Origin of the sequence: Jatrophihabitans sp. GAS493, assembly GCF_900230215.1 — a bacterium.
Classification (GTDB): domain Bacteria; phylum Actinomycetota; class Actinomycetes; order Mycobacteriales; family Jatrophihabitantaceae; genus MT45.
In genome coordinates this window covers 4,513,488-4,535,181 of the sequence record NZ_LT907982.1, presented here as the reverse complement: position 1 = coordinate 4,535,181, position 21,694 = coordinate 4,513,488, and the positions used below count along the sequence as shown (strand labels likewise).

The window sequence follows — 21,694 nt, the reverse complement described above, 5'->3', positions numbered from 1 at the left end:
GCAGGTCACTGCTCAGGCCCGCTCCACCGACTTGCCCGGCAACACCGTCACCAGGCGGAACGCCACCCAACAGGCATGCCTCACGGCCGGCACAGCCATTCTCCGCCACTACGGCTTCATCGCGCCGGTCACCACCACCGCCCCCGACGCCGTCCTCGAACACGCCGGCCCTCCCATCGACTGGCGCACGTTACTCGTCGACAGCCCGACGCCCGCTCCCGAGCAGACCACCGTCACGCTGCTGATCGCTACCAGCACAACCAACCCGGATGACCGGCCGCACGTCTACGTCGCCCTCCGCAACGCGCGCGACAGCACCATTACCGAATTTCGCCAGCACCCCGACACCAACACCATCACCGCCTACACCACTACCGCCGCTGCATCACAGGTCGCCGGCCACACCCTGCACGCCTATGCCACAGCCCGCGCCGTCACCTTCACCAACGGTCGGCTCCAAGGACCCACCACCCCCGACCTCGCCGCGGTCACCAACACCGCCCGCGCCCTTGTCGACGGGACAGACAGGGCAACAAACTCCGGAGCCCCCCCGCGCCCGCACCCAAAGCGGGGTCAGATTGAAAAACCCTGCCCCTCGGTCCGGTGCCGCTGCGGCTGCTCCGACCTTCCCGGCTGCCGCCGGAAGCGGCGTGGTCCCGGCCGGAGCCGACTCCACGGTAAGGGCCAGGGTGCAGCTCGAAGGCCTGAGCCGAGAGTTCCGGGCCGGCGAGAGTGTGATGCTCGCCGTGGAACCCGGCGGACGCACCTGGGTCATTGGCGAAGATGACCCGGAGTGGATTGCGCATCCAGCCAACCACGCCGACCTGCTCCCACTGCTGTCCACCCGTTCGATGGCGATCGACCGTACGTCGGCGACCGCGGAGGCTCGCCGGCCCGTCGGGGCGACCAGTGATGACACTTTCGACTACCTGGTCGACAACGCACGGCTCGGCGACTCGACTGTGGTGGCGGACGATGCCGACGCCGTGGCGGACAATGCTGACACCGCGTCGGGGGACAGGAGCGACAGTCAGGACGACCTTTACGATCATGGGGCTAGTAGCGATGAGTCCGGCGTGCAGCCCGACGCGTCGAGACTTCCAGCCCTGGCCAGGGCCGGTGTACTCGCGCCCGGCGTATCCGGCCAACGAGCAGTGGCCGAGGCGGCCCGCTCTGACATCGCCGCAGGCGGCATCCTCGCGCCACTGGGCAGCGTCACCCTGGCCGTCGTCGTGGCACCGGAGAACACTCTGTTCGTCTCGGAGGGACCTGATCAGATGGGCGTCGAACTAGACGGTGTGTTCGTGCCGGTCGTCGACGCCGCCGAGGGCGGCGCGGCGCTAGTCTCCGTCCTGCATGACGGATCCGTCGAGACTCGCACGCCGGATCGCACCGACCCCAACGGTCAGTGGACCGTTCACCGATCCGGGATCACCATCGAGACCGCCCGCATCGACGCCGTCATGGCGCAAGTGGGGGCCGAGAACACCATCGACCGGCGCACGATCGCGGCCGTGGCCACCCGACCGGGCGGCACTACGTCACGCACTATCTCCGGGACCGTCCTCGACATATACGAGTCAACAGAGCGGCTATACAGCTGGGACGAGGCGGTCGCCAATCTGCTGACCCCCGGCTTCTTGGCCCAACTGCTCGACATCACCGTGGACCCCGCAATCTCCACGACGGGAGCCATCCGCGTCGCCGTCGCCGCCCGGCTGGAGCTGCTGACCACCGCAGTCAACGAAGGACGGCTCGAACCGGCGGGAACGTTGCTGGAAGGCATTTACGAGGCGTATCGCAGCGCCCCTCCGGGGGAGTCCCTCTTCGACCGGCTCGCCGCACCGGGCTGGAGCGAGCTGCAGGCCGCGGTGCTGCCCGACGGCCTGGCCCACCTCGCAGACCTGCGTATCGACATCTACCACCAACGCCTTGCTCGATCGCACGACAGTGGCGACGACCTGTACGCGTCCCGCAGCCATAGCCCGGAGCCAGCCATCGACGACGACGCACGCCAGCCAGGCCAGATGACCACCCGCAACGGGTCCGGCCATCACCACATCCGTATCGCGGGGATCGACGGCCTTCCCCATGCGGCCTGGCTCGCAGCGAGCGGTAGCGGCTCCGGCGCCGTCGAGGCCGCGACGGTGCGGCGACGTCGAGACCGCACCCCGAGCGAGCGTTTCCCGAGCGGCGGAGCGCCGAAGCGGCGCCGGTACGCGGTATCGGGCTCGTGGGCATCCGGCGCCGGCGACCCAGACAGCGACGTCGAGATGAGCGGCGCGCAGGACCACCGGCCCTACTCAAGCACCTGAGTGGTGGAACGCTCCGGCGTCGGCACGGCGGAATCCGCACCGCGCGCCTCGCCACCACGCACCTGGCCACCTTGCGCCTGGCCACCTCGCGCCTGCCACCTCGCGCTTGGCCATCACGGACGACGCGTACCGCAGTAGTCACGAAGGAGTCGTGCGGCAGCCCCGATCTCCGGGCGACGGTCGCGTGGGTCACCCTCGAAGACTCGACCCCGTGCCATTGGCGTAGGGCGTCGAAATCAGTTACACGTCGCGGAGCGGGTGACCGTCGATGATCACTGAAGAGTCGGCAGTGGTAGCCGCATCAAGAGGGCGGCAGCCCGCCGCTCCGGGGTGCGGAGTACTGGATTGGGCTAGCACCCGGGAGCAGCCCCGGCACGCCATTCCAGTAGAAGTAGAAGCCCATACCGGTCGAGTCGAGCGGGCTGGGATCCAACCCAGCGGTCCCGCCGTAAGCACTTGGCGTCTCCTCGTTAGCCTGAGGTCCGAACTGAGCGATCGGTGCGCCGTTGAATATCGCGTTGCTAACCTGTGCCGGGAAGTCATTGACTCCACCGTTGTACGATTCGGCCGCGACAGCCGCGAGATAGCCGGCGTACCCAACCTGCGCCTGAAGGGCACTGGTATCCGACCAGCCCTGGGTTTCGTCGACGAGGCTCTCTCCGCAGAGGCCGGTGGCGTCACACGACACTGAAGCATCTATCAGGTCTCCGGGCTGCACATGCTCCGGAAGATAGATCCAGTTGCCCTGCAGGTCAGCATGCAGCGCATAGTACACGGCCTGGCCGTTGACGCAGCCCAGCGCAAAACCCGTCTGAACAATCGCGGCAGGGCCGCCGTTGTCACCTTGGATGCCTACCCAGTAGGCATCCGCGATCCCTTGACTCTGCGCCGGCGAGCAGACGCCGACAGGGACGATAAAGTCCGCCGCCGCAGAGGAGTACGACCCTCCCCGCGCCACGAAGCCGCTCCAACCGCCGGAGTAGATCGACATGGGATCAGCGTGGGCGCTACCCGCACCTGCGCCAATCGCTACGCCGGCGAAAGTCAACGACGCCGCTATCGCTCGTTTAGCCCACCGTGACACCCCAGCCGGTCGTGTTCTGGCCACTTCGGTCTCCGCTCTGAGTTCCACGGGGCCCGCGTCGCGGGCCATCGGATCTTCATCACACTTACGTCGCCGAGCCGTTCCATCGTTCAATCCGTCTTTGCGGATTCCGGGGCCTCCACGATCTGGCCGCCGTTGACGGTTACACGTGGTGGGCCCCCGCGACCACCGTTGTTGCGCCGGCGTTGACGTGCGCACCGAGGTTGGCTGCGTTAACCGTCGTGGCCGCGTGCCCGGCCACAACACCGGTTAGCCCGGTGCAGACTTGCTGGCAGCTGTCGAGGATCGGCCCGACGGCGGCGTAGGCCTGGCCGCCGATGTAGTCATTCGAGCCGCCAAAGGCGGTATCTGCGCCGGCCTGGAAATCCTGCAACAACCCGTCCAGTTTTGCAAAGACGTCAGGTACGTCGCCCAAATTCACCCCGGCAGCCTTGAGCGCCTCCGGATTCAGGGCGTACACGGCGTCGTTGTTCTGGTCGCTCATCGCTGCTCCTTGGTCTGCGTCGGTGATGTGCCGGGCCGGTTGTCAAGGGCCGGGTGGTCGAGCAGGCGTGTTGCGGCCTCGAAGATGTGATCCAGGTCCATAGGTGGTCGTGGCGCTGCTGTGGGTTGTTTGCCCTTACGTTTTGAGGTATCGGGTGGCGTCTCGCTCGGGCGCATGCTATCGAGATCTAGCAGGTCGAACATGCTCGGCACGAGTTCCTGGGCCGCGTCCAGACCCTGACGCATCGCGTCTTGTTGGGCGTTCTGGATGGTGGTGAGGATCGTGGCGGCCAATTCCTTGGGCGGCATGGAACGGAAGCGGTTGCCCTCGAAGCTTAGTTCGGTGAGCCGGCCGGAGCGGTCGACCGTTGCCGTGACCATCCGATTTTTCGCGTGGGCGGTAGCGGTCATCTCGTTCAGGCGCTTCTCGAGGGAGCGCAATGTGTCACGCTGAGAGGTGAAGTTCGACAATGCTGCCTCCAGCTGGCCTTGCAGCGGTGTTGTCATAGCAATCTCCTACTGGGTGGGTGTTCCGGTATGGGCTTCGATGTCGACGTCGATGTCGGGATCGTCCGTCGAGGGTTCTGCCGGTTGGGTGCTGGCGTGAGTCGTCGGACGCGTGGTGGAGCGGGAAGTGGTACGGCGCTTCCAACCGGGAACCTGGCCAGGACGATGAGGCATCCCCAAGTCCTCGATGGCAGATTCCTCCTCGTCATTGCACCGGCCGATGACTCCGAAGCCCGCTGCGGTGGACGTGCCCCAGACGGCTTCGTCTTCGTTGATCCAGGTCTGTCGTTCGCGTTCCTTCTTGCCCTGGTTGCCGCCCATGCCACCCATCGGCGGCATGTATGGCATGCCACCGGCGCTGCTGGTAGTGGTAGGAGGCTCGCCGCCGAAGTTGCTGCCGCTGGATGCGCCGCCGCTGGTGCCCTGGCCGCTACCGCCGTTGCCATCGCCGAGCGTGCCCGCGGTAGGGGTGGTGCTGTCGCGCAGTCCAGAACTCAATGTGCCGCCGATACCAGAGAGCGGTTTGCCGTCGGCGCCGAGCAGGTTGCCAGCGGCATCAGTCAGAGGTTTGCCATTGGCGCCGAGGAGCTCGCCGTTTGGCCCGAGTACCGGGGTGCCGTCCGGGTTGAGCAGTTGTCCGAGGCTGCCTAGCTTCGTACCGTCGGCGCCGCCCAGGGCGGACGTTGCACCGCTGCCGCCGACTCCGGGGAGTGTCGCGGGCAACGCCACACCCGGGTTGCCGCTGCTCAGCGCATCGTTCGGGCCAAGGGAGCTGGTAGATCCGCCATCGGGCGTGAGGGTAGTTGGCAGGCCAGCGTTACCTGATCCGTCGCCAAGGCCAAGCGAGGATGCGCCCGGTGCCGTAGCGCTTCCGTCGCCGAGGCCAAGCGAGGATGCATCCGGTACCGTACCGCTTCCGTCGCCGGGTACATCCTGCAAGCGCGGGTCTGTCAAGGTTGGGTCAAGCCCGGCTACACCTCCTCCCGAGGTGCCAGAACCTGCCGTGCTGGCCGGCGGATCGGTAAGCGGATTCAAGGCTTTGTTGAGCACGACCAAGGCATCGTTGTAGGGCCCGATGGCCAGGCGGAAGGCTGCGTCCAAGTCATCGAGATCCTTGTTAAGCAGCGCGGTGAGGTTGTCGTTGATGGCCGTCCAACCGGCCTGGGTGGTCAGATCGACGGTGGCGTTCACCGGATATCCAAGTTGCGCTTTGGTGAGTGCCTGCGTGATTGTCCACTCGACCATCGTCTCGGCACCTAGCAGCGGGATGTTCATCGTGCCCCCTGAGGTGGGGCCACCAGTCTTGTAGACGTTGTCAAGCTGGTACCCGGGGACGCCGTGAATGAGTCCGGATGTCACCAGCCAGTCGTAGATGGCCTTTTCGATGGCCAGGACGGTACGGTTCAGGTTGGCGAAGATCCCGAATAGTGCGAACTCCGCATGGGTCGCTTGAAGGGCCGTCCCCATGGCCCGTCCCTTGGCTGCAGCGTCGCTCAGGGCCAAGTCGAGTGGTTGGCCGTGCTCTCCGAGTTGGTCGAACCAATCCGCCAGAGCATCTCGATCGGATTCGATACGCTGCAGGATCACCGCTGCCGCCATGCCCTGGAAATTGGCGTCTTTTGAGGCCAGATCCTGCGCCCAGGTATTGTAGTCGCCGGACTCGCTGCTGACCCAGCCCCGCAGCGCCAACACCAGCGATGCGAACGTCTCCAGGGTCGAAATGTCGTAGGTACCGCGGTAGCCCTGCGCGATGTCATGGATGACCGGGGTGATCGCGTCCCAGTATCGGGCGACGTCGACGATGGCCCCCGGGTTGAGGTTCGCACCGTAGTATTGCTTGCCGTAGCCGTAGTAGTTGATGTCGGACATCGGCGTGTACGGCTGGCCGGCGGTGTAGGTCTTAGTCCCGGCATCAGGTCTGAAGTCGAACCAGGCGTGGCCGGTTATTATGCCGCGAAGATCAGTGAACTCTCCAGTGAGCGCCTGCAGAAGCTGTTCTGCGTGCCACTGACGCCAGTCATCGGTTGCAGGTAGGTCAGGCGCGTTGGCGGTCACGTCCAGGGCAGGCGGGGTGCTTGATCCGCTGCTACTTGATCCGCTGCTACTTGATCCGCTGCTACTTGATCCGCTGCTACTCGAAGGCGAACTCACTTCCTGCTCCCATTCTCTCGTAGCGAGGCGACACCATCCACACGGCTACGGCGTGCTCGACAGTTCACCTCGGCGTCCGACGGCAGAGCCAGCGGGTGCAAATGGCGGCACGGACGCTGTTCGACCTTCTGGTACCGGCCTGGCATCAGACGACCCAACTATTCCGTTGCCTGCGTCGGAGTCGGTACCCCACGACGCGCCCTCCTCCTCATTGAGCGACGATCTGCGCGGCCGTTTGGTTTGACCACAACCAGCTTGGAAAAGCGGAGACATCGACGGCCCGCTCAACGCCGCCGAACGCGTTGGCACTGAAGGCGCAGAGATCGCAAGCGGAGCCGCTGAGGCTCCGGGGCTGTTTGCCGACGCCGCGAACGACGGAGCAAGCCCTGCTGCTGGGCCAGGAACCGGGGACGCCGGGCGGCCAACGACACCAGGTGGACCACCGGGCGATCCGTCGAGCGCGTAAGTGGAGCTGAGGGCGGGCGGGATGGAGGTAGCTCCATCTCCCGATGACAGCTGTGGCGAGTACGCATCGGCGAATGAAGAGGACTCATCCTGACGGCGTCCGCGCCGTGCGCCCCTGGGCGTGGTGACACCGAAAGCATTCGGCACTCCGAATCCGCCGACTGTTCCCGGTCCGAGAGGGAATCCAGCAGCCGTGCCGTCGATCGGTCCGGCGAACCCAGCGGGTGGCATTGACGAGTCGAATGGCGCTCCCACCCCGACGTCGTCGGGTCCCGCTTGGGCCCCGTCGTTGGCAGCAGTTGGGCGGTCGGCGGCGGTGTTCGCTTCCAAGGCGGCAATAGCGGGTGACGTGCTGCCTCCGACGCCTCCGACGCCGCCGGCGGCCCCGTCCCCGAGTGGAGCGTTCCCGGACGGCTGTTTGGACTGTCCCGGCTGGCTTCCCGGTTGGACCACCGCGGCGGCGGCGGGAGGCGGGGAGGTGTCCGAACCCATCCCGCTGGGAGTGGCCTTTCCGGCGGATGCAGATACGTGGCCAGGAGGGTTGTCGCCCCAGGTTTCAAAGGCGTTCGCGAGACTGCTGTAGGCCGCAACCAGGCCCTGCAGAGCGGTTGACTCCGTGCGGTCGAGGTCGTCGAGTAGCCCAGAGACGGTCGCGGTTATCTCGGCATTTATCGCGCTCCACGTCGTGGCTGAGCGCAGATCTCCCTTGGGATAGGTGGCCAGTGCGGCTTGAACCTTCGCGTCCGCGGCGGCGTGGTATTGGCTTGGTGTCTGGGTGGAGCCTGGGTGCGTTGCTGGGTTGCCGTCGTCGAGGGTGTAGCCGGCCGATCCGGCCACAATGCCGTGCGTCGTAAGCCAGGCCACGATGTCATCGATATGCTGGCCGACCGCGATGCGGATGTTGTCGCGCAGCCCAGCCGCACAGGCTGTGGTCCAGGCTTGGGCAGTAGCCGAGCCCAACGCCGAGAGCTCAGCGAGCGCGTCATTGATGATCGAGGACATCGTCGCCCCTGAGACGATCAGTTTCGCCCGCAGGGTCTGAAGCTGGGCTGCGTCGGTGGCTAGGCGGCCACCGATAAGACTGGCGGCGCTGCCCTGAAAGTGCGATGCGCCGGACTCGAGTTCGCTGCACCAGCGCAGAAGATCGCCGCTGGTCTGGTCGAGCCATACTTCGAACTGGAGCGTTGACTGTCCCAAGTCGCTCAGTGTGGACGCAGTCAGCGCGCCGCACGTTCCCGCTCGCACACCGTCGACGATTGGTTGGAGCTCATCCGCCGCAGTCTCAAAGATGGCGATCGCTCCGGAGTTCACCGCGACGTCGAGGTAGTCACCGCCGAGCGCGCCATAGCTGATGCCGGCGGTCGAACTATCTAGGTGATCTGGGGTCCCCGCGGGGTTCGTCAACGGGACGAACCAGTTGGCCTGGCTGAGGGGACGGAGGTCGATCAGAACGCCGGTCACGTCGTACAGCGCTGCGGCGAAGGTTGGGGCGGCAGTAGGTGCGGCGGCCATGGCTGGTCCTCAGTGGGTGAGCGTGGTCGGTTGGGATTCTGGAACTGGCGTGAAACGGGCGCGCGGATCACAAGACGGATCGTCTCGCGATCTGCGCGCCCGAGGCGGGCTATCCCGGGTGGGTTCCGGCGTTGCCTGTGGTTCCGCCTGTGGTTCCGCCCTTGCCTGAGGTTCCGGCGTTGCCTGTGGTTCCGCCCTTGCCTGACGTTCCGGCGTTGCCTGTGGTTCCGCCCGAGGTTCCGCCCGAGGTTCCGGCGAGGGCGCTGGGCGAACCGCTGCTCGTCCCCACTCCTGGGTAGGCCGACACGAAGGTGTCGGCCGAATACGCAGCAAGGTCGTCCGTGTTCTCGAAGACGTCGGTGGCCTTGTTCAGAGCATTCACCCAAGCCCTACCGTTTGAGACCCAGGTCCCAATTTGAGTGTTGACGGAGGTGCCGAAGATATCCGAAGCCGTCAACACTCGACTGGCCTGGTCCCACGCCGGCGATCCGGGGTGCAGACGACTGCTCAGCGTGTCGTCGAGCGACATGCCGGCTGTCGCTCGCAGGAACCTGGTGTCAGCGTCGTTGTTGACACCGTCTACGAAGGCTATGAGCTTCAGGTACGACGCCTTGTCAAACTTGACGATTTGCCCGGCCGGAAGGTTGTTTGCCGATGTTGTCATGTTTCATCCTTTCTCGATGACTCGCGGTCTCCGGACTGCTGAGCAGTCCGGAGGCTGGAGCCTCAGCCCATGATGCGGACGGTCTGCTGGTTGCCGGCATGGTAGATCTGGTGGACTTCGGCGAGGCGCGCCTGCACATCGTTGAGCGCGTTCTGATTGTCCGTGTACTTCTGAGCCCATACGGACTGCCGCTGATGCCACTGGTCGGCCGCGGGGCCGATGGCGGCGTCTGCGATCCCCTTGAGCAGTCCGACCATGTCGTTCACGATCGGCTCCAGCGTATTTTGGTTGATTCCCGTTAGGACCTGTACGTCGCCGTCGAGGGCGGCCAGATCGACCTGGAATTCGTCGCTCATGATGTTCCTTTCTTTTAGGATGATTTGATGCGGCTCGGCTACGCCGCGCCCACGGCCCCGGTTGCCGTATTGACGCCCGTTTGGATGAGGGCGCTCGCGTTCTCGTTGAGGTCCTTGATGCCGGCCTGGACCGCATAGAAGTCGGCGATCCAGTCGTTGATGCGCTGGTTGAGTCGGGTTCCGGCCGTCGACTTGCAGTGCAAGGGAACGTCCTGCGATACCGCGTCCACCTTCTTTGCAGCGTCGCTCATGAGTTGCAGGTAGCCGTTGGTTGCGTTGACGATGTTCTGAGCCTGGTCTGGTTTGAGACCGTAGAGAGGTGACGACATGCTGTTCTCCTTACTTTTGTTAGTTATTCGGTTCAAGGCTCTCGGCTTGGCTAGGGTTCCCGCTAGGCGCCACCTCCTTCAGGACGGGCTAGCCTAGGACCGGTTGGCAGCAGGTCAAGAATTTCGGGGGGAACCGGTACCACGTCGGCTGCTGCGTAGCCGAGCGCGACCGCCGCGTCATCGTTCGCGATCGGATACTTCGCGCCCATTGAAGTGACCAGGAACATGCTTCCCGACGAGTCGCCGGGCACCGGAGTAGTCCGGGCCAGTAACCCGTCGTTGGGCGGCACCGCGACATGGTCAGCGGTGCGGTCAGTGTTGGCCAGTCCTAGTGCGGTTGACGACTGAACGGTCTGCCCCGATGCTTCGATCTGGTTTACCTGTGCGGTGACCAATGTGGTCTGGAAGGTGCCGCCGTTACTCGTGGTCTGCACGCACGGCACGTCTGCGTCGTCGATCGCGGCGAACTGTGGTGGCGCCGCCATCCCGGACAGCTGTGGTGGTGTCGGTGTGATCGGCTGCGCGGCTACCGCGGGGGCCGACACCTCGATCGGTTGCGCGTTCTGGCCTCGGTAGGCGAGCTCAGCCGTCGGCGCACCGAGCGCCAGCTCAGCTGCGGTGGCACTGATGGACATCAATCCGCCCGAGGTAACCAGGTAGTGGTGGGTTCCGTTGGCGCCCATCTGTGCCACCAACACTTGACCCACCGCGGTCGCGTGCCCGTCGAGCGTCGGCCCCGGCGCCCCAGCGCCGTCGCTGGGCAGCGCGACCAGATCAGGGCCGGCCGGCAGTGTGTCGAGCCAGGCACTGCGTACGTTCACGGCATTCGTATTGTCGGCTCCGAGAGCTCGCAATACCCAGTCGGCCGTGACGCGCATTCGACGGCCGCCCTCGATCAGATACTTGCCTCCGTCTGGCGCAGCCGCCACGATTGCCGCGTCCGACGGCAGCGCTCGCGTGGAGAGTGCAGGGTTGAGCAGCAGCGAGACGGGGCGGGGGCCAGTATCGACGATCGAGGCCGGGCCAAGGCAAGTGAGCCAGTTCGAGGAGGCCGTTGGTTGGTGGGGTGGCAGGCTGTCGGGCGCCCAGGGTGTTCCGAGCGGTGAGCCGATTGGCATTCGGTCCAGCGTGGCGGAGCCCGCCTCAGCGGTGGCCATCTTGGCGCCGATCAGTAGCCGCGCCGAGGCGTAGTTCAGAACCGGGTGAAGCGTCCCGCCGATGAAAAGGAAGCGGGATCCTGTGCCCTTCTCGACGATTAGTGTTCCAGGCTTGCGCCAGGCCGGGCTGGTCGTCGGACGGAGCATCCCGAGCAGAACGACCACTCCAGTGACCAGCAGGGCGAGGACCAGGCCGATGGCAAGTCCCGTCGGCGTCCGCCGCAGTGGCGTCCGGGGTAGGTCGGGTTGCGCGCTCAACATAGCGGCTCGCAGGCGATTGGCCACGAATGTATGGGCTTCTACCTGATCACGTCGACTGTGCATAGCGGCCGTCCGCCCTCCACTCGGTCATGACCGCATCTGATGTGCTGCGCTGAATACTCCGGCGATCTGCAGGGCGAGGGGCAGGATCGCGGCGGCAGCCAGCCAATGGGTGATGTCGCCGGCCAGACCCCAGTGGGGTATCAGACGGCGCCCCGGGAGTACGTCGGCCGCACCGCAGGCAAGTAGCACGACGGCCACGAGGGCGACGGCAGCCAGCACCCTGGCCGCCTCCGGTTCGGACCAGAGGACCGCGAAGGACAGCGCGGTCAGTCCGACCGTAGGAGGCAGCAGCATGGCGAGGCGCTGGCGAGTACTTACGAGTTCGCGGCAATGGAGCAGGAAGACCGTGCTCACTCCGATGACGAAAAGAGACGCAGCGGTCCCACCCTTCGCCGCGATGACACCGAGACAGCCTGCGGCGATGACGGCTATAACTGTATAGATTGCCGTGAGATACCGGTCCGCCTCGGCGGCTCGATGCAGCAGCGACGCGCTCGGCTCGGGCTCCAGGCCGTCTTGGAACTCATCGGGAGTGGTGGGCAGGGGGGGCACCTTGATACCCACCAGCGCCGCCGATAGCGACGTCGCGAAATAGCCGAAGACAAGGAGTACTGGAATAAGAAGGGCACAGGTGCCCCACGCCCCGATGTCGAACGTGACGTCGGCCAGGGACGAGACCGCGATCACGGCCGAACCGGCGGCGACCGCCTCCCAGCGGATCTGCCATGTTGTCGTAGTGAACCGGACGATGAGCGCAGCGGCGCAGAGATAGCCGGCGGTCGCGAGCAGCGTCAGCGCCGGGGCGCCCGCTTGGACATTGGGACCTGAGAATCCACGGGAGAATCCGACCGCGATGACGAACGCCATCGCGAGGCAGTTTAGTAGCCCACCCGATGTGCGGTTGCCGAAGGCCCGTGACGCCACGATGCCGGCGAGCAGCAGCACCAGGGCAAGTCCGGCCGAGACCTCGTATGCCGCCACCGAGCGTGCGGTGGCGAGCAGTGACAGGCCGAATAGCCCAGTCAACCCTGCGAACCCGAGCGCGAGCCGCCGTCCGAACTCAGGACGCCAGCGGTCCGCCCGCTCAGAGATGGCGGTGGCCACACCGTCGACGATGTCGTCGAAGTCGATCGGGGGCAGCTGCTCGTCGCGAGGTCGTAGGTGAACGATGTCCCCGTCGTAGAGGCCGAGCGCCGCGGTGCCGAGGTCTTCGTCCAGCGGTGGCTCGCCGAGACGCTGCAGAACCCAGCCGCCGTGTTCGAGGCCGGTAGTGGCTAGACGCTGGTCTAGGTGGATGAGCAGCGTCGGCAGCAGGTCCGCCAGCGGAACGTGCACGGGAACCGCGAGTTCGGCTCGCGAGTCGGGGCCGAATACGGTGAGCCGGCAGATGTCGCCGCCGGCGGCCGAAGTGGTTGTCATGCTGCATCCACGCTCGCAGCAGGGTAGATGGTTCAGCGAGGAAACAATGGGCTCTTTCGCTGCGTCGAGGTGTGGGTAGGTCGCTGATCGACTGATCCACATCGGCGGCGTCGCCCGTGTGTGGCGTGCAGTCCGCGCAGTCCGCTATCGCCACCAAGGAGACCGTCGTGAGCGTCATCGTTTTCCATCGCCCGACCCGTCGCAAACCTCCCGAGATGCCGACCGGCGAGCTTGCGCTGCAGGAGCCGCCGGTCGTGAGTGAGTACGTCGGCGGCGGCCTGATGTCGTTCCTGCCGATGGTGGTCGGCGGCCTCGCGATGCTGCTCATTGTCGGCGGGCCGATGTTAATCGGTGGCCTGGGCGGTGGAGGTTCGGTCGGGTTGTCTCTGGCCCCGATAGGGATGGGTCTGATGATGCTGTCGATGCTGTTCATGAATGTGTCCCGCGGCGGCGATCGGCGAGGCAAGATGCGGGGCGATCGGCGCGACTATCTTCGCTATCTGTCCCAGGTTCGGGTACAGGTACGCAAGGCGGCCATGGACCAGCGTTCGGCGTTGGCGTGGCGCCACCCCGATCCCACCGCTCTCTGGTCGGTGGCGATGAGTGGTCGGTTGTGGGAGCGCCATGCGGCACATGAGGACTTCGCTGAGGTTCGGATCGCTCGCGGGCCACAGAAGCTTGCCCTGACGCTGAAGCCGATGAAGACCAAGCCGATCGAAGACCTGGAACCGCTGAGTGCCCGGGCGCTGCGCCGTTTCATTGCCGCCTACAACACCGTCGGAGATCTACCCTCTGCCGTATTTCTCCGGGCATTCTCACACATTTCGCTGCGTGGCAACGATGATCTGGCGCGGGACACACTGCGGGCCCTAGTGGCCCAGCTCGTTACCTTTCACTCGCCGGAAGACCTCAAGATCGCCATCTGCGTTGAGGACGCCCAGCGTGCTGAGTGGGATTGGGTGAAGTGGCTGCCCCACGCCCAGAACGACTTCGTTCAGGACGGTGCGGGGAGCGCACGGTATGTCGGTGATTCGATGAGCCAGATCGAATCACTGCTCGCCGGTGAGCTGCACGATCGCGCTCGCTTCGAACCAGGCGCCACGCCATCGCACGAACAGCCCTATGTCGTGGTGATCGTCGACGGCCCGGACATACCCTCCGAGTCGCGGCTGGCCGGCACTGGATTCGCCAACTCAGTGGTCATCGTCGTCGGAGGCGAGGCCGATGCGATCCCCGACGGGCCGACCAGCCTGCGTCTGGACCTTAGCGAAGAGACCCTGGAGATGGTCCGCACCGATCGGATCGGGAAGGAGATCCGTGCGCCGCTGGGTTGCCCCGACCGCCTCAGCGTTGCGCGCGCGTCGGCGCTGGCCCGAGTCATGTCGCCCTTTCGATTGGCCGCCTCTACCGACATCGTCGAACCTATGATTACCGACTTCGACCTCGCAGCGCTGCTAGGGATTGCCGATGTGGGTGCACTCAACCCGCGGCAATTGTGGGACCGTGCGGCCGCGCCCGCTGAGCGGTTTCGTGTGCCCATCGGTATCGCGGAGGACGGTTCGAAGGTCGAGCTCGACATCAAAGAGGCTGCACAGGGAGGCGTCGGGCCGCACGGATTACTCATCGGCGCTACTGGCTCCGGCAAGAGTGAGTTGCTTCGGACCCTCGTCCTCGCGCTCGCAATGACCAACTCATCCGAGGTGCTGAACTTCGTTCTCACTGACTTCAAGGGGGGAGCGACGTTCCTCGGGCTCGACAAGCTTCCGCACACCTCGGCCGTCATCACCAACCTGGCCGATGAAGAGTCACTCGTCGAGCGCATGCAGGACGCGTTGGAAGGCGAGATGAACCGTCGGCAGGAGCTTCTCCGCCGCGCCGGCAACTACAGCTCGCTGCTCGACTATGAGACAGCTCGCCGTGCTGGGGCAGCGCTCGATCCGCTGCCGACGCTCTTCGTCGTTGTCGACGAGTTCAGCGAACTGCTCGCGAGTCACCCCGACTTCGGTGAATTGTTCGTGATGATCGGGCGCCTCGGGCGTTCGCTCGGGGTCCACCTGCTGCTGGCCAGTCAGCGCATTGAGGACGGGCGGATGCACAAGCTCGAGAGCCACCTCTCCTATCGCATTTCGCTGAAGACACTGTCGGCCATGGAGAGCAGATCGGTTATCGGTGTGCCAGACGCCTACCACCTGCCGGCCGCTCCCGGCAACGGATTCATGCGGTTGGATGTCTCGAATCTTATCCGGTTTAAAGCTGCGTACGTCTCCGGCCAGTACCAGCGGCGCACCCGAGAGCAGCGACAGGCTGAGGTGAGCCGGCAGATAGTTCCCTTTGGGTCTGGCCGGATCGAAGTCCTCAACCCGAATGAAACTCAGTCAACGAGTGAGGGTTCCACCGTCGAGGCCGAACCGAGCGGTCCCGCGGATGCGGCTACCCCCGAGGCGACCGCGCCGAGCCAATCGGTGATGAGCGTCGTGGTCGACCGCCTGCGTGACCAGGGTCCGCCCGCCCACCAAGTATGGCTCCCGCCGCTGGTTGCTCCGCCTTCGCTCGACCAGTTGCTGCTGCCGCTCGTTCCAGAACCGGCCCTCGGTCTCTGCCCAGCCGGATGGTCGGGGCGCGGCGGCCTCATCGTGCCGATCGGGCTCATAGACAAGCCCTATGAACAGATACGTGATCTGTACATGCTCGACGTCTCCGGTGGTGGCGGTCATGTCGGGATCGCCGGCGGCCCGCAGGCAGGCAAGAGCACCTTGCTGCGCTCGATCGTCTGCGGGCTCGCGCTCACCCACACACCGGACGAGGTGCAGTTCTACTGCCTAGACTTCGGCGGTGGATCGCTCGGGGTACTGGGCGAACTGCCGCACGTCGGCGGCGTCGCCGGTCGAATGGATGCCGAACGGGTAAGCCGGACGGTGGCCGAGGTGTGCCAGATCCTCGCCCTGCGGGAACGGCTCTTCGCCGATCACGAGATTGAGGGAATGGCCGCCTTCCGGACGATGCGCGCCGCCGGAGCTATCGATGATCCGTTTGGCGATGTGTTCCTGGTCGTGGATGGTTGGGCCTCGGTGCGGACTGATTTCGAACATGAGGAGTCGGCCATTCGCCAGCTGGCTGCCCGCGGACTGGCCTACGGCATCCACGTCATGCTGACCACCGGTCGCTGGTCAGATATTCACAGTTCGCTGCGTGATCTCCTCGGCAGCCGCATCGAGCTACGCCTCGGTGACTCGATCGATTCGATGATCGACATCCGGGCCGCCGCGAAGGTGCCGCGCATTCCCGGACGCGGGTTGACGATGGAGAAGTTGCACTACCTCGCCGCCGTTCCGCGTATCGACGGAGACTCTGGCACGTCCGATCTGCGGGAGGCGACCCAATCGCTGGTCGATGCGGTCGCCGACAATTGGTACGGCCCGACCGCGCCCCCAGTCCGCCTACTGCCGGCGATGCTCCCGATAGAGCGGTTGCCGGCCGCGCAGGGACGAATGCGAGTGCCTCTCGGATGGTCGGAGTCCGACCTTGAGCCGGTGTGGCACGACTTCTCCGACCATCCGCACCTGACCGTGCTCGGGGACACCGGCAGTGGCAAGAGCGCGACCCTCCGGCTGGTCGCCAACGCCGTCGTCTCGGCCTATCCGGCGGGCGATGCACGGATGGTTCTCTATGACGCTCGGCGCACGCTGGTTGATTCCATCCCGGAGTCCCACCGGTATGAAATCGCCTACTCCAGCCCCGCGCTCGCTGACATGATCGGACGGTTGGCCGACGAGTTGACTGCCCGCTTGCCTGGTTCCGACGTGAGCCCGCAGCAGATGGCGCAGCGTAGCTGGTGGAGCGGCCCCGAGTACTACGTCCTCGTCGACGACTATGACCTTCTGCTCGGTGGCTACGGGTCGAGTGGACCGCTGGACGCGCTGCTTCCGTTGCTCGCCGTCGCATCTGACGTAGGCCTGCACGTGGTCTTGACGCGCGCCGCTGCGGTGGCAAGCCGGGCGGCGTCCGACGGCGTCGTGCGCAGACTCCAGGAGTCGAACACGCCCGATCTCGTGCTCTCCTGCCCGCCATCGGAGGGGCCGATGCTCAATGGTCAGCGCCCGCGGATTCTTCCACCGGGTCGTGGCCAACTGGTGACTCGACGGTCCTGCACCCTCCTGCAGGTAGGCTGGTCCGCGGCCGCCGAGGACCGGACATGAGGCGGACTCTCAGGGCAGTCCTGCTCGTTGTCGGCTTCGGCACAACGTCCCTGGTTGGCCTGACGGCACGCGTCGCCCCGGCGGAGGCGGTGCCCGTCTGTCAGCCACCCAATGACGTTGCTGTGCAGTCGATCCCGTGGGCACAAGCCCGGCTCGACGTCGACCGGGTCTGGCCTATGACCACCGGGGTCGGGGTCACGGTTGCCGTCCTCGATACGGGTGTCTCCTCGACAACGCCCGCTCTCGCCGGACGAGTTCTGCCTGGGGTTGATGTCACGGGATCGGGCTCGGCTAGGAGCGACTGTATGGGGCACGGCACCTTCGTGGCCGGATTGATCGCTGGCCGCCCCGAGAACGGCTCGGCGTTCCACGGTGTCGCCCCGGACGCCCGCATCCTGCCCATCCGGGTCGTCGCCACCCAAGACGGGGCGAACGAAGATGTGCCCCCCGATCTCCTTGCCGCCGGGATCAACGCAGCCCTTGACGCGCAGGCAGCGATTATTGCAACGCCCGCGACCGCGCCTTACGGCTCACCGGCACTGACCGGCGCGATGGCGCGCGCCCAGAGAGACGGGGTTCTCGTGATCGCGCCGGCGCATACCGCCCGCAATCAGAGCGGTGACATCGCCGAACCGGGAGCCTCCCCCGAGGTACTTCGGGTTGCCGGAATTGACGCGACCGGCACCCCCTTGGTCAGCACGCTGTCCAAGATCAATCCGACCGTCTGTGCCCCCGCAGCGGACCTGACGAGCGTTCCCCCAACCGGTGCCGGCACCATCACCGGCTCGGGCGAATCACTGGCCGTCGGCTACGTGGCCGGGGTAGCGGCGCTGATGCTGAGTTACCGTCCTGGCCTGACCCCCGCCGCGGTCGCGTCACGATTGGTGTCGACAGCCACCCCGCTCGCATCTGGAGTGTCGCCCGCGCTCGTGGGAGCCGGACTCGTTGATCCAGAGGCCGCGGTCCTCGGCGTGCCGCCCGGTCCGGGCCAGCCGTCGCCATCGCAGGCATCGCTGCCCCCTCTGAAGGTACCGCCGCTCGAGACGCAGTCCCGGGCCAAGGTGGGGCCGGTGCTGCTCTCGGTCCTGAGTATGGCCTTCGGGGCGGTCCTGGTCGGGGTCGTTGGCGTGGTGATACGAAGTGGGCGCAGCCGCGGTTGGCGGGCCGATTGAGTCGGTACGTCTGCTCCGCTTCTCGCCGGATGCTGCAGCGGAAATTCAGCGCCGATCGCGCCCTGAGCGCGGGCGTGGCGCTAGCCTCCCTGTTCGCCTGGCGTCACCTGCTGGTGTCGCACGGAGTTCGACCGGATCGTTGCACACCCGGATTGAACGCGGCCGCCGACACTGCATCGGCCAACCCGAGCGGCTGGAGCGGCTACCAGGCTTGGGGAGGGCCGTACTCGTCGGCGGCGGCGGACTTTATCGTGCCGATCGGGGTCTGCTCGCCCGGGCAAAGTGGGGGGATGGCAGATGCGTACTGGGTAGGCATTCAAGGTGACAACGGTGGAGACACCGCGGCGATTGTCCAGACCGGTTTTGCTCTCGGCTGCCGCAAGGTCAACCCGAGTATTACGCAATGCATGCCGATCTGCAGGGCAATTGGATCTACCTTCTCGACCCTGTGCAGCCCGGCGACCTGATCCATGCCTCGGTGTCGTGTCCTACCACCGGCACCTGCTGGGAGGACCTTGTCAACGAAACCCAGAACTGGTGGGACAACACCACCGTTCAGGCGTCCAGTGGGTTCTCCGGCTACGTCGCCGCGGTCGCGGTCGAGTCTTACAACGGCGGCATCAATAGCTTCCCCGTTCAGGTGAGTAACGCGAGGGTCAACGGGTCGCCGATCGCTCAGTCCGCACCTCAGGCCGGCGAGGAGACGCCGAGCAATTACGGCGCAACACTCCCTAGAGCGGAAATTCAGCCCGGATCACGGTGCCCGAGGACGCTGACTGCACTTCGAGGCGCCCGCCGACCGCTTCGGCGCGTTCCCGCAGGAACCGCAGCGACGCCGAGCCCGCGACATCAGCGATGCCCGGCCCCGAATCTGACACCTCGAACTCCAGACCGCCGTAGGCGTCGGTCACCGTGACCCGCACCGTGGTACCCACCGCGTGCTTCAGCGCGTTGGTGATCGCTTCCAACGCGATGTAGTGCGCAGTCACCTCGATTACCGCCGGGTAGCGGCGTGGTTCGCCATCAGGCTCGGCAAAGGTCAGTCGCTGCGTCGGCAGACCAGCGGCTCGCAGGGCGGCCAGCAGTCCGTTCTCCCGCAGCGCATCCGGGCTGACTCCAGACACGGCCCGCGCCAGGGTGCGTTGCGACTCCTCCAAATGCTCAGCCAGCTGAGATACGCGCGCTTGGGCCTCTGGCCAACGCTCGTCGTGGATATCCTCGGCCAACAGGGATGCCCGCATCGTCAGCGCGACCAATTCGTTCTGTGCGCCGTCGTGCAAATCGCGTTCGAGGTGTAGGCGAAGGAGATCCATCCCGGCGGCGGCTTCCAGTCGCACACGGCCGATCTCGCTAGCGTGTTCCTCATACTTTGCGCGGGACGCGAGCGTCTGGAGGGTTGATCGGGCCAACTGCCACACCGGGCTGAGTAGATCGATGAGATCGACTAGCCGAGCACGGTCGCGCCGCCCGGCACCCGCGGCCACGATGAACCCACCGGGAATCGACAGCGTGGGCCCGGCTGGCGGCGTCGTTGAGCCGTCGGATTCGTACATCGAAAGCGACCCTTTGACGCTCCAACAATGCTGTTTCGGCACCGCGGCGAGTGATTCATTGTCGACCGTCAAGGTGAGCACGCCATCGTCGCAGTCCACTTCGGCGAGCACGGCACGCAGCAATCCGGTGAGATCGGGTGGATCCTCGCTGGACCAGTCGATCTCACCGGCGACTATGAGTAGGTCTGTCAGCAAATCGGCTAGTACTCGCAGAGGTTTGAGAAAGGACGGTGGGGCAGTGGCTTCTTCGGAAACTACACTGTCTTTGAGCGTAAGTCGGGCGGGCACACCCACCAGTGGCGTGGACGCATACAGACGGGGAGCGTAGTGGTGGTTGCTGCTGGCGTGGATATCGGGTCGACGTTGTGCAAAGTCGCCGTGAGTCGTGGTGACGGAGCTGAAGTGGTGGCCGTCCCGGTGCCCGTATCGGTGTTTGTCGCTGATGACGGATCGTTGCTCTGCGGCGCCGTCGCCGAGCGGGCAGGTGTACATCGGCCCGAGAGGCTGGTCCGCAATTTTCGGGGGGGTTTGGGTGAGCCGAGTCCGATTCTCATAGATTCAGCACCCTATTCGGTCGAGACGTTGTTGGCGGCGGTCCTGGTCGCCTGTCTGGATGATGCCGAGCAGTTGGTCGGAGAACGCCCCGAACGAGTCGTTGTCACATGTCCGGTTTCGTGGGGGGCGTTTCGACGGGAGCGATTCGATGATGTTCTGGTGTTGGCGGGTGTTGGTGGCTGCGTCGTAGTTAGCGACGCGCAAGCAGTGGCGCGCCGGTGGTTCTCGGCGCAGGGCACCGTTGCGGGTCGGCACATCGCGATTTTCGACGTCGGCGGAGGTGCGGTCGAGGCAGTGGTGCTGCGCTCCGGGGTGCACGGTGCCGTGCCGGAGATTGTCGGAGTGCCGGTCGGTTCCGATCGTGTCGGCGGGGACGCGTTCGACAAGGTGTTGGGACAACACTTGAGCGGGTCGACACCCGAGCAGCTTCGGGCCGTGAAACATGAGTTGAGCCGCGTGCAACAGTCCACGTTGCCTGATGGTCGGCAGATCTCACGAGGCGAGTTCGAGGAGCTGGTCCGACCGCTGGTGCGATCGAGCGTGCAGGTTTTGACTGAGGCAATACGTTCTGCCGGAATCGAGCAGCTTGATGCCGTGCTGCTGGTAGGCGGGTCCGCCCGGATTCCGCTGCTGCTCACCGCGATTGAGGACACCGTCGAATGCCCGGTCGAAGTCGTTGACCAACCAGATACGGCCGTCGCGCTCGGAGCCGCTGATCTTGCCGCAGATCCGGCCGTGACCGGCTCCATCGCGACCGCGTCGATGTCCGCGACCCTTTCGGGTTCTTCGGCGCTCTCCTCGTCCCCGGCCACGCGCTGGTCGTCGCGCGCAGTGCTCCTGACGGTTCTGGGAGCGTTGGTCGCCGTGGTCCTTCTGGTGATTGTTCTCGGTCCAGGTCGCGGCTCGGGAAGGTCGCCTATAGCCGAGGGGAGTAATTCGTCGCATGCGACGACGTCCGGGACGAACCCGTCGAATACGCCCAGTCACTCCAGTGCAGCACCGAGTACTTCAGACGACAGCATTCCTCAGGGCCCAGGGCCGGTCTCCACTTACTACATCGTTAGGGACGCCTACCAGGGGCAGCAGGAATTTCTCTTTGAGATTGCCGACCGGTTCCTCGGAGATGGTGACCGGCTAGGCGAGATATTCGCTCTGAACAAGGGGCGATTGCAACCGGATGGTGCTGCGCTGACTGATGTGAACGACATCGAATCGGGCTGGATACTCGTCCTCCCCGCCGACGCGAAAGGGGCTGGAGTGCAGCACGGCCCGTTGCCATGTTGCTTCCCCACTCCGGTGCCGGTGTCCGCATCGCCAGCTAGCTGACGACCATCGAACCTGCCTTGTAAGAAATGCATCGCATTGAGAGCCGCAGCGGCAATCGCGCCGGTCTCGATGAGCGCGCCACCACCGTCTGGATGTCGGTGTCCA

16 protein-coding genes are annotated in these 21,694 nt (G+C 65.5%); 5 read left to right on the top strand and 11 right to left on the bottom strand.

Going from position 1 to position 21,694, the window contains the following annotated elements:
* Positions 1 to 689 precede the first annotated feature (689 nt).
* Complete coding sequence (locus CPH63_RS20750; RefSeq protein ID WP_096304636.1) at positions 690 to 2,315, top strand: hypothetical protein; 1,626 nt, start codon at positions 690 to 692, stop codon at positions 2,313 to 2,315.
* 301 nt (positions 2,316 to 2,616) lie between these two features.
* Here the strand turns inward: CPH63_RS20750 and CPH63_RS20745 are convergent, their stop codons facing one another.
* The 10 genes from CPH63_RS20745 to eccD all read right to left on the bottom strand — a co-directional run bounded on the left by CPH63_RS20745 (position 2,617) and on the right by eccD (position 12,787).
* Positions 2,617 to 3,306, bottom strand: a complete 690-nt coding sequence (locus CPH63_RS20745) for a G1 family glutamic endopeptidase (RefSeq protein ID WP_096304635.1) — start codon at positions 3,304 to 3,306, stop codon at positions 2,617 to 2,619.
* Between the two features lie 256 nt (positions 3,307 to 3,562).
* Positions 3,563 to 3,904 (bottom strand): hypothetical protein, encoded by a 342-nt coding sequence (locus CPH63_RS20740; RefSeq protein ID WP_096304634.1) that lies wholly within the window; start codon positions 3,902 to 3,904, stop codon positions 3,563 to 3,565.
* Entirely contained in the window at positions 3,901 to 4,410 is a 510-nt protein-coding gene (locus CPH63_RS20735) for a YbaB/EbfC family nucleoid-associated protein (protein WP_096304633.1), read from the bottom strand. The genes CPH63_RS20740 and CPH63_RS20735 overlap by 4 nt, the downstream gene beginning before the upstream one ends.
* Positions 4,411 to 4,419: 9 nt before the next feature.
* Positions 4,420 to 6,465, bottom strand: coding sequence for a hypothetical protein (locus CPH63_RS20730; RefSeq protein WP_096304632.1), 2,046 nt, complete (start codon positions 6,463 to 6,465; stop codon positions 4,420 to 4,422).
* Between the two features lie 141 nt (positions 6,466 to 6,606).
* On the bottom strand, positions 6,607 to 8,538 hold the full coding sequence (locus CPH63_RS20725; RefSeq protein ID WP_096304631.1) for a hypothetical protein: 1,932 nt from the start codon (positions 8,536 to 8,538) through the stop codon (positions 6,607 to 6,609).
* A 109-nt stretch (positions 8,539 to 8,647) separates the two neighbouring features.
* Positions 8,648 to 9,202 (bottom strand): hypothetical protein, encoded by a 555-nt coding sequence (locus tag CPH63_RS20720; protein WP_096304630.1) that lies wholly within the window; start codon positions 9,200 to 9,202, stop codon positions 8,648 to 8,650.
* A gap of 62 nt (positions 9,203 to 9,264) precedes the next feature.
* Positions 9,265 to 9,558 carry a WXG100 family type VII secretion target gene (locus tag CPH63_RS20715; RefSeq protein WP_096304629.1) on the bottom strand — a complete coding sequence of 98 codons (294 nt, stop codon included), beginning with the start codon at positions 9,556 to 9,558 and terminating at the stop codon, positions 9,265 to 9,267.
* A gap of 38 nt (positions 9,559 to 9,596) precedes the next feature.
* A complete protein-coding gene (locus tag CPH63_RS20710) occupies positions 9,597 to 9,887 on the bottom strand; it encodes a hypothetical protein (protein WP_096304628.1) in 291 nt (96 codons plus the stop codon).
* 62 nt (positions 9,888 to 9,949) lie between these two features.
* The gene (eccB, locus tag CPH63_RS20705) at positions 9,950 to 11,368 is read right to left on the bottom strand and encodes a type VII secretion protein EccB (protein ID WP_096304627.1); all 1,419 of its coding nucleotides are present in this window, start codon (positions 11,366 to 11,368) and stop codon (positions 9,950 to 9,952) included.
* Between the two features lie 24 nt (positions 11,369 to 11,392).
* Positions 11,393 to 12,787, bottom strand: a complete 1,395-nt coding sequence (gene eccD, locus CPH63_RS20700) for a type VII secretion integral membrane protein EccD (RefSeq protein WP_157749689.1) — start codon at positions 12,785 to 12,787, stop codon at positions 11,393 to 11,395.
* 167 nt (positions 12,788 to 12,954) lie between these two features.
* On the opposite strand from eccD, the gene eccCa reads away from it, so the two are divergent.
* The 3 genes from eccCa to CPH63_RS20685 are packed head-to-tail and all read left to right on the top strand — an operon-like array spanning position 12,955 to position 18,622.
* On the top strand, positions 12,955 to 16,983 hold the full coding sequence (eccCa, locus tag CPH63_RS20695; protein WP_096305327.1) for a type VII secretion protein EccCa: 4,029 nt from the start codon (positions 12,955 to 12,957) through the stop codon (positions 16,981 to 16,983).
* Entirely contained in the window at positions 16,980 to 18,155 is a 1,176-nt protein-coding gene (locus CPH63_RS20690) for a S8 family serine peptidase (protein ID WP_096304625.1), read from the top strand. The genes eccCa and CPH63_RS20690 overlap by 4 nt, the downstream gene beginning before the upstream one ends.
* A gap of 29 nt (positions 18,156 to 18,184) precedes the next feature.
* On the top strand, positions 18,185 to 18,622 hold the full coding sequence (locus CPH63_RS20685) for a G1 family glutamic endopeptidase (protein ID WP_096304624.1): 438 nt from the start codon (positions 18,185 to 18,187) through the stop codon (positions 18,620 to 18,622).
* 264 nt (positions 18,623 to 18,886) lie between these two features.
* On the opposite strand, the gene CPH63_RS20680 is transcribed toward CPH63_RS20685, so the two are convergent.
* Entirely contained in the window at positions 18,887 to 19,903 is a 1,017-nt protein-coding gene (locus tag CPH63_RS20680; protein WP_172892253.1) for a sensor histidine kinase, read from the bottom strand.
* A 132-nt stretch (positions 19,904 to 20,035) separates the two neighbouring features.
* On the opposite strand from CPH63_RS20680, the gene CPH63_RS20675 reads away from it, so the two are divergent.
* Positions 20,036 to 21,589, top strand: coding sequence for an Hsp70 family protein (locus tag CPH63_RS20675; RefSeq protein ID WP_371363636.1), 1,554 nt, complete (start codon positions 20,036 to 20,038; stop codon positions 21,587 to 21,589).
* Positions 21,590 to 21,694 lie beyond the last annotated feature (105 nt).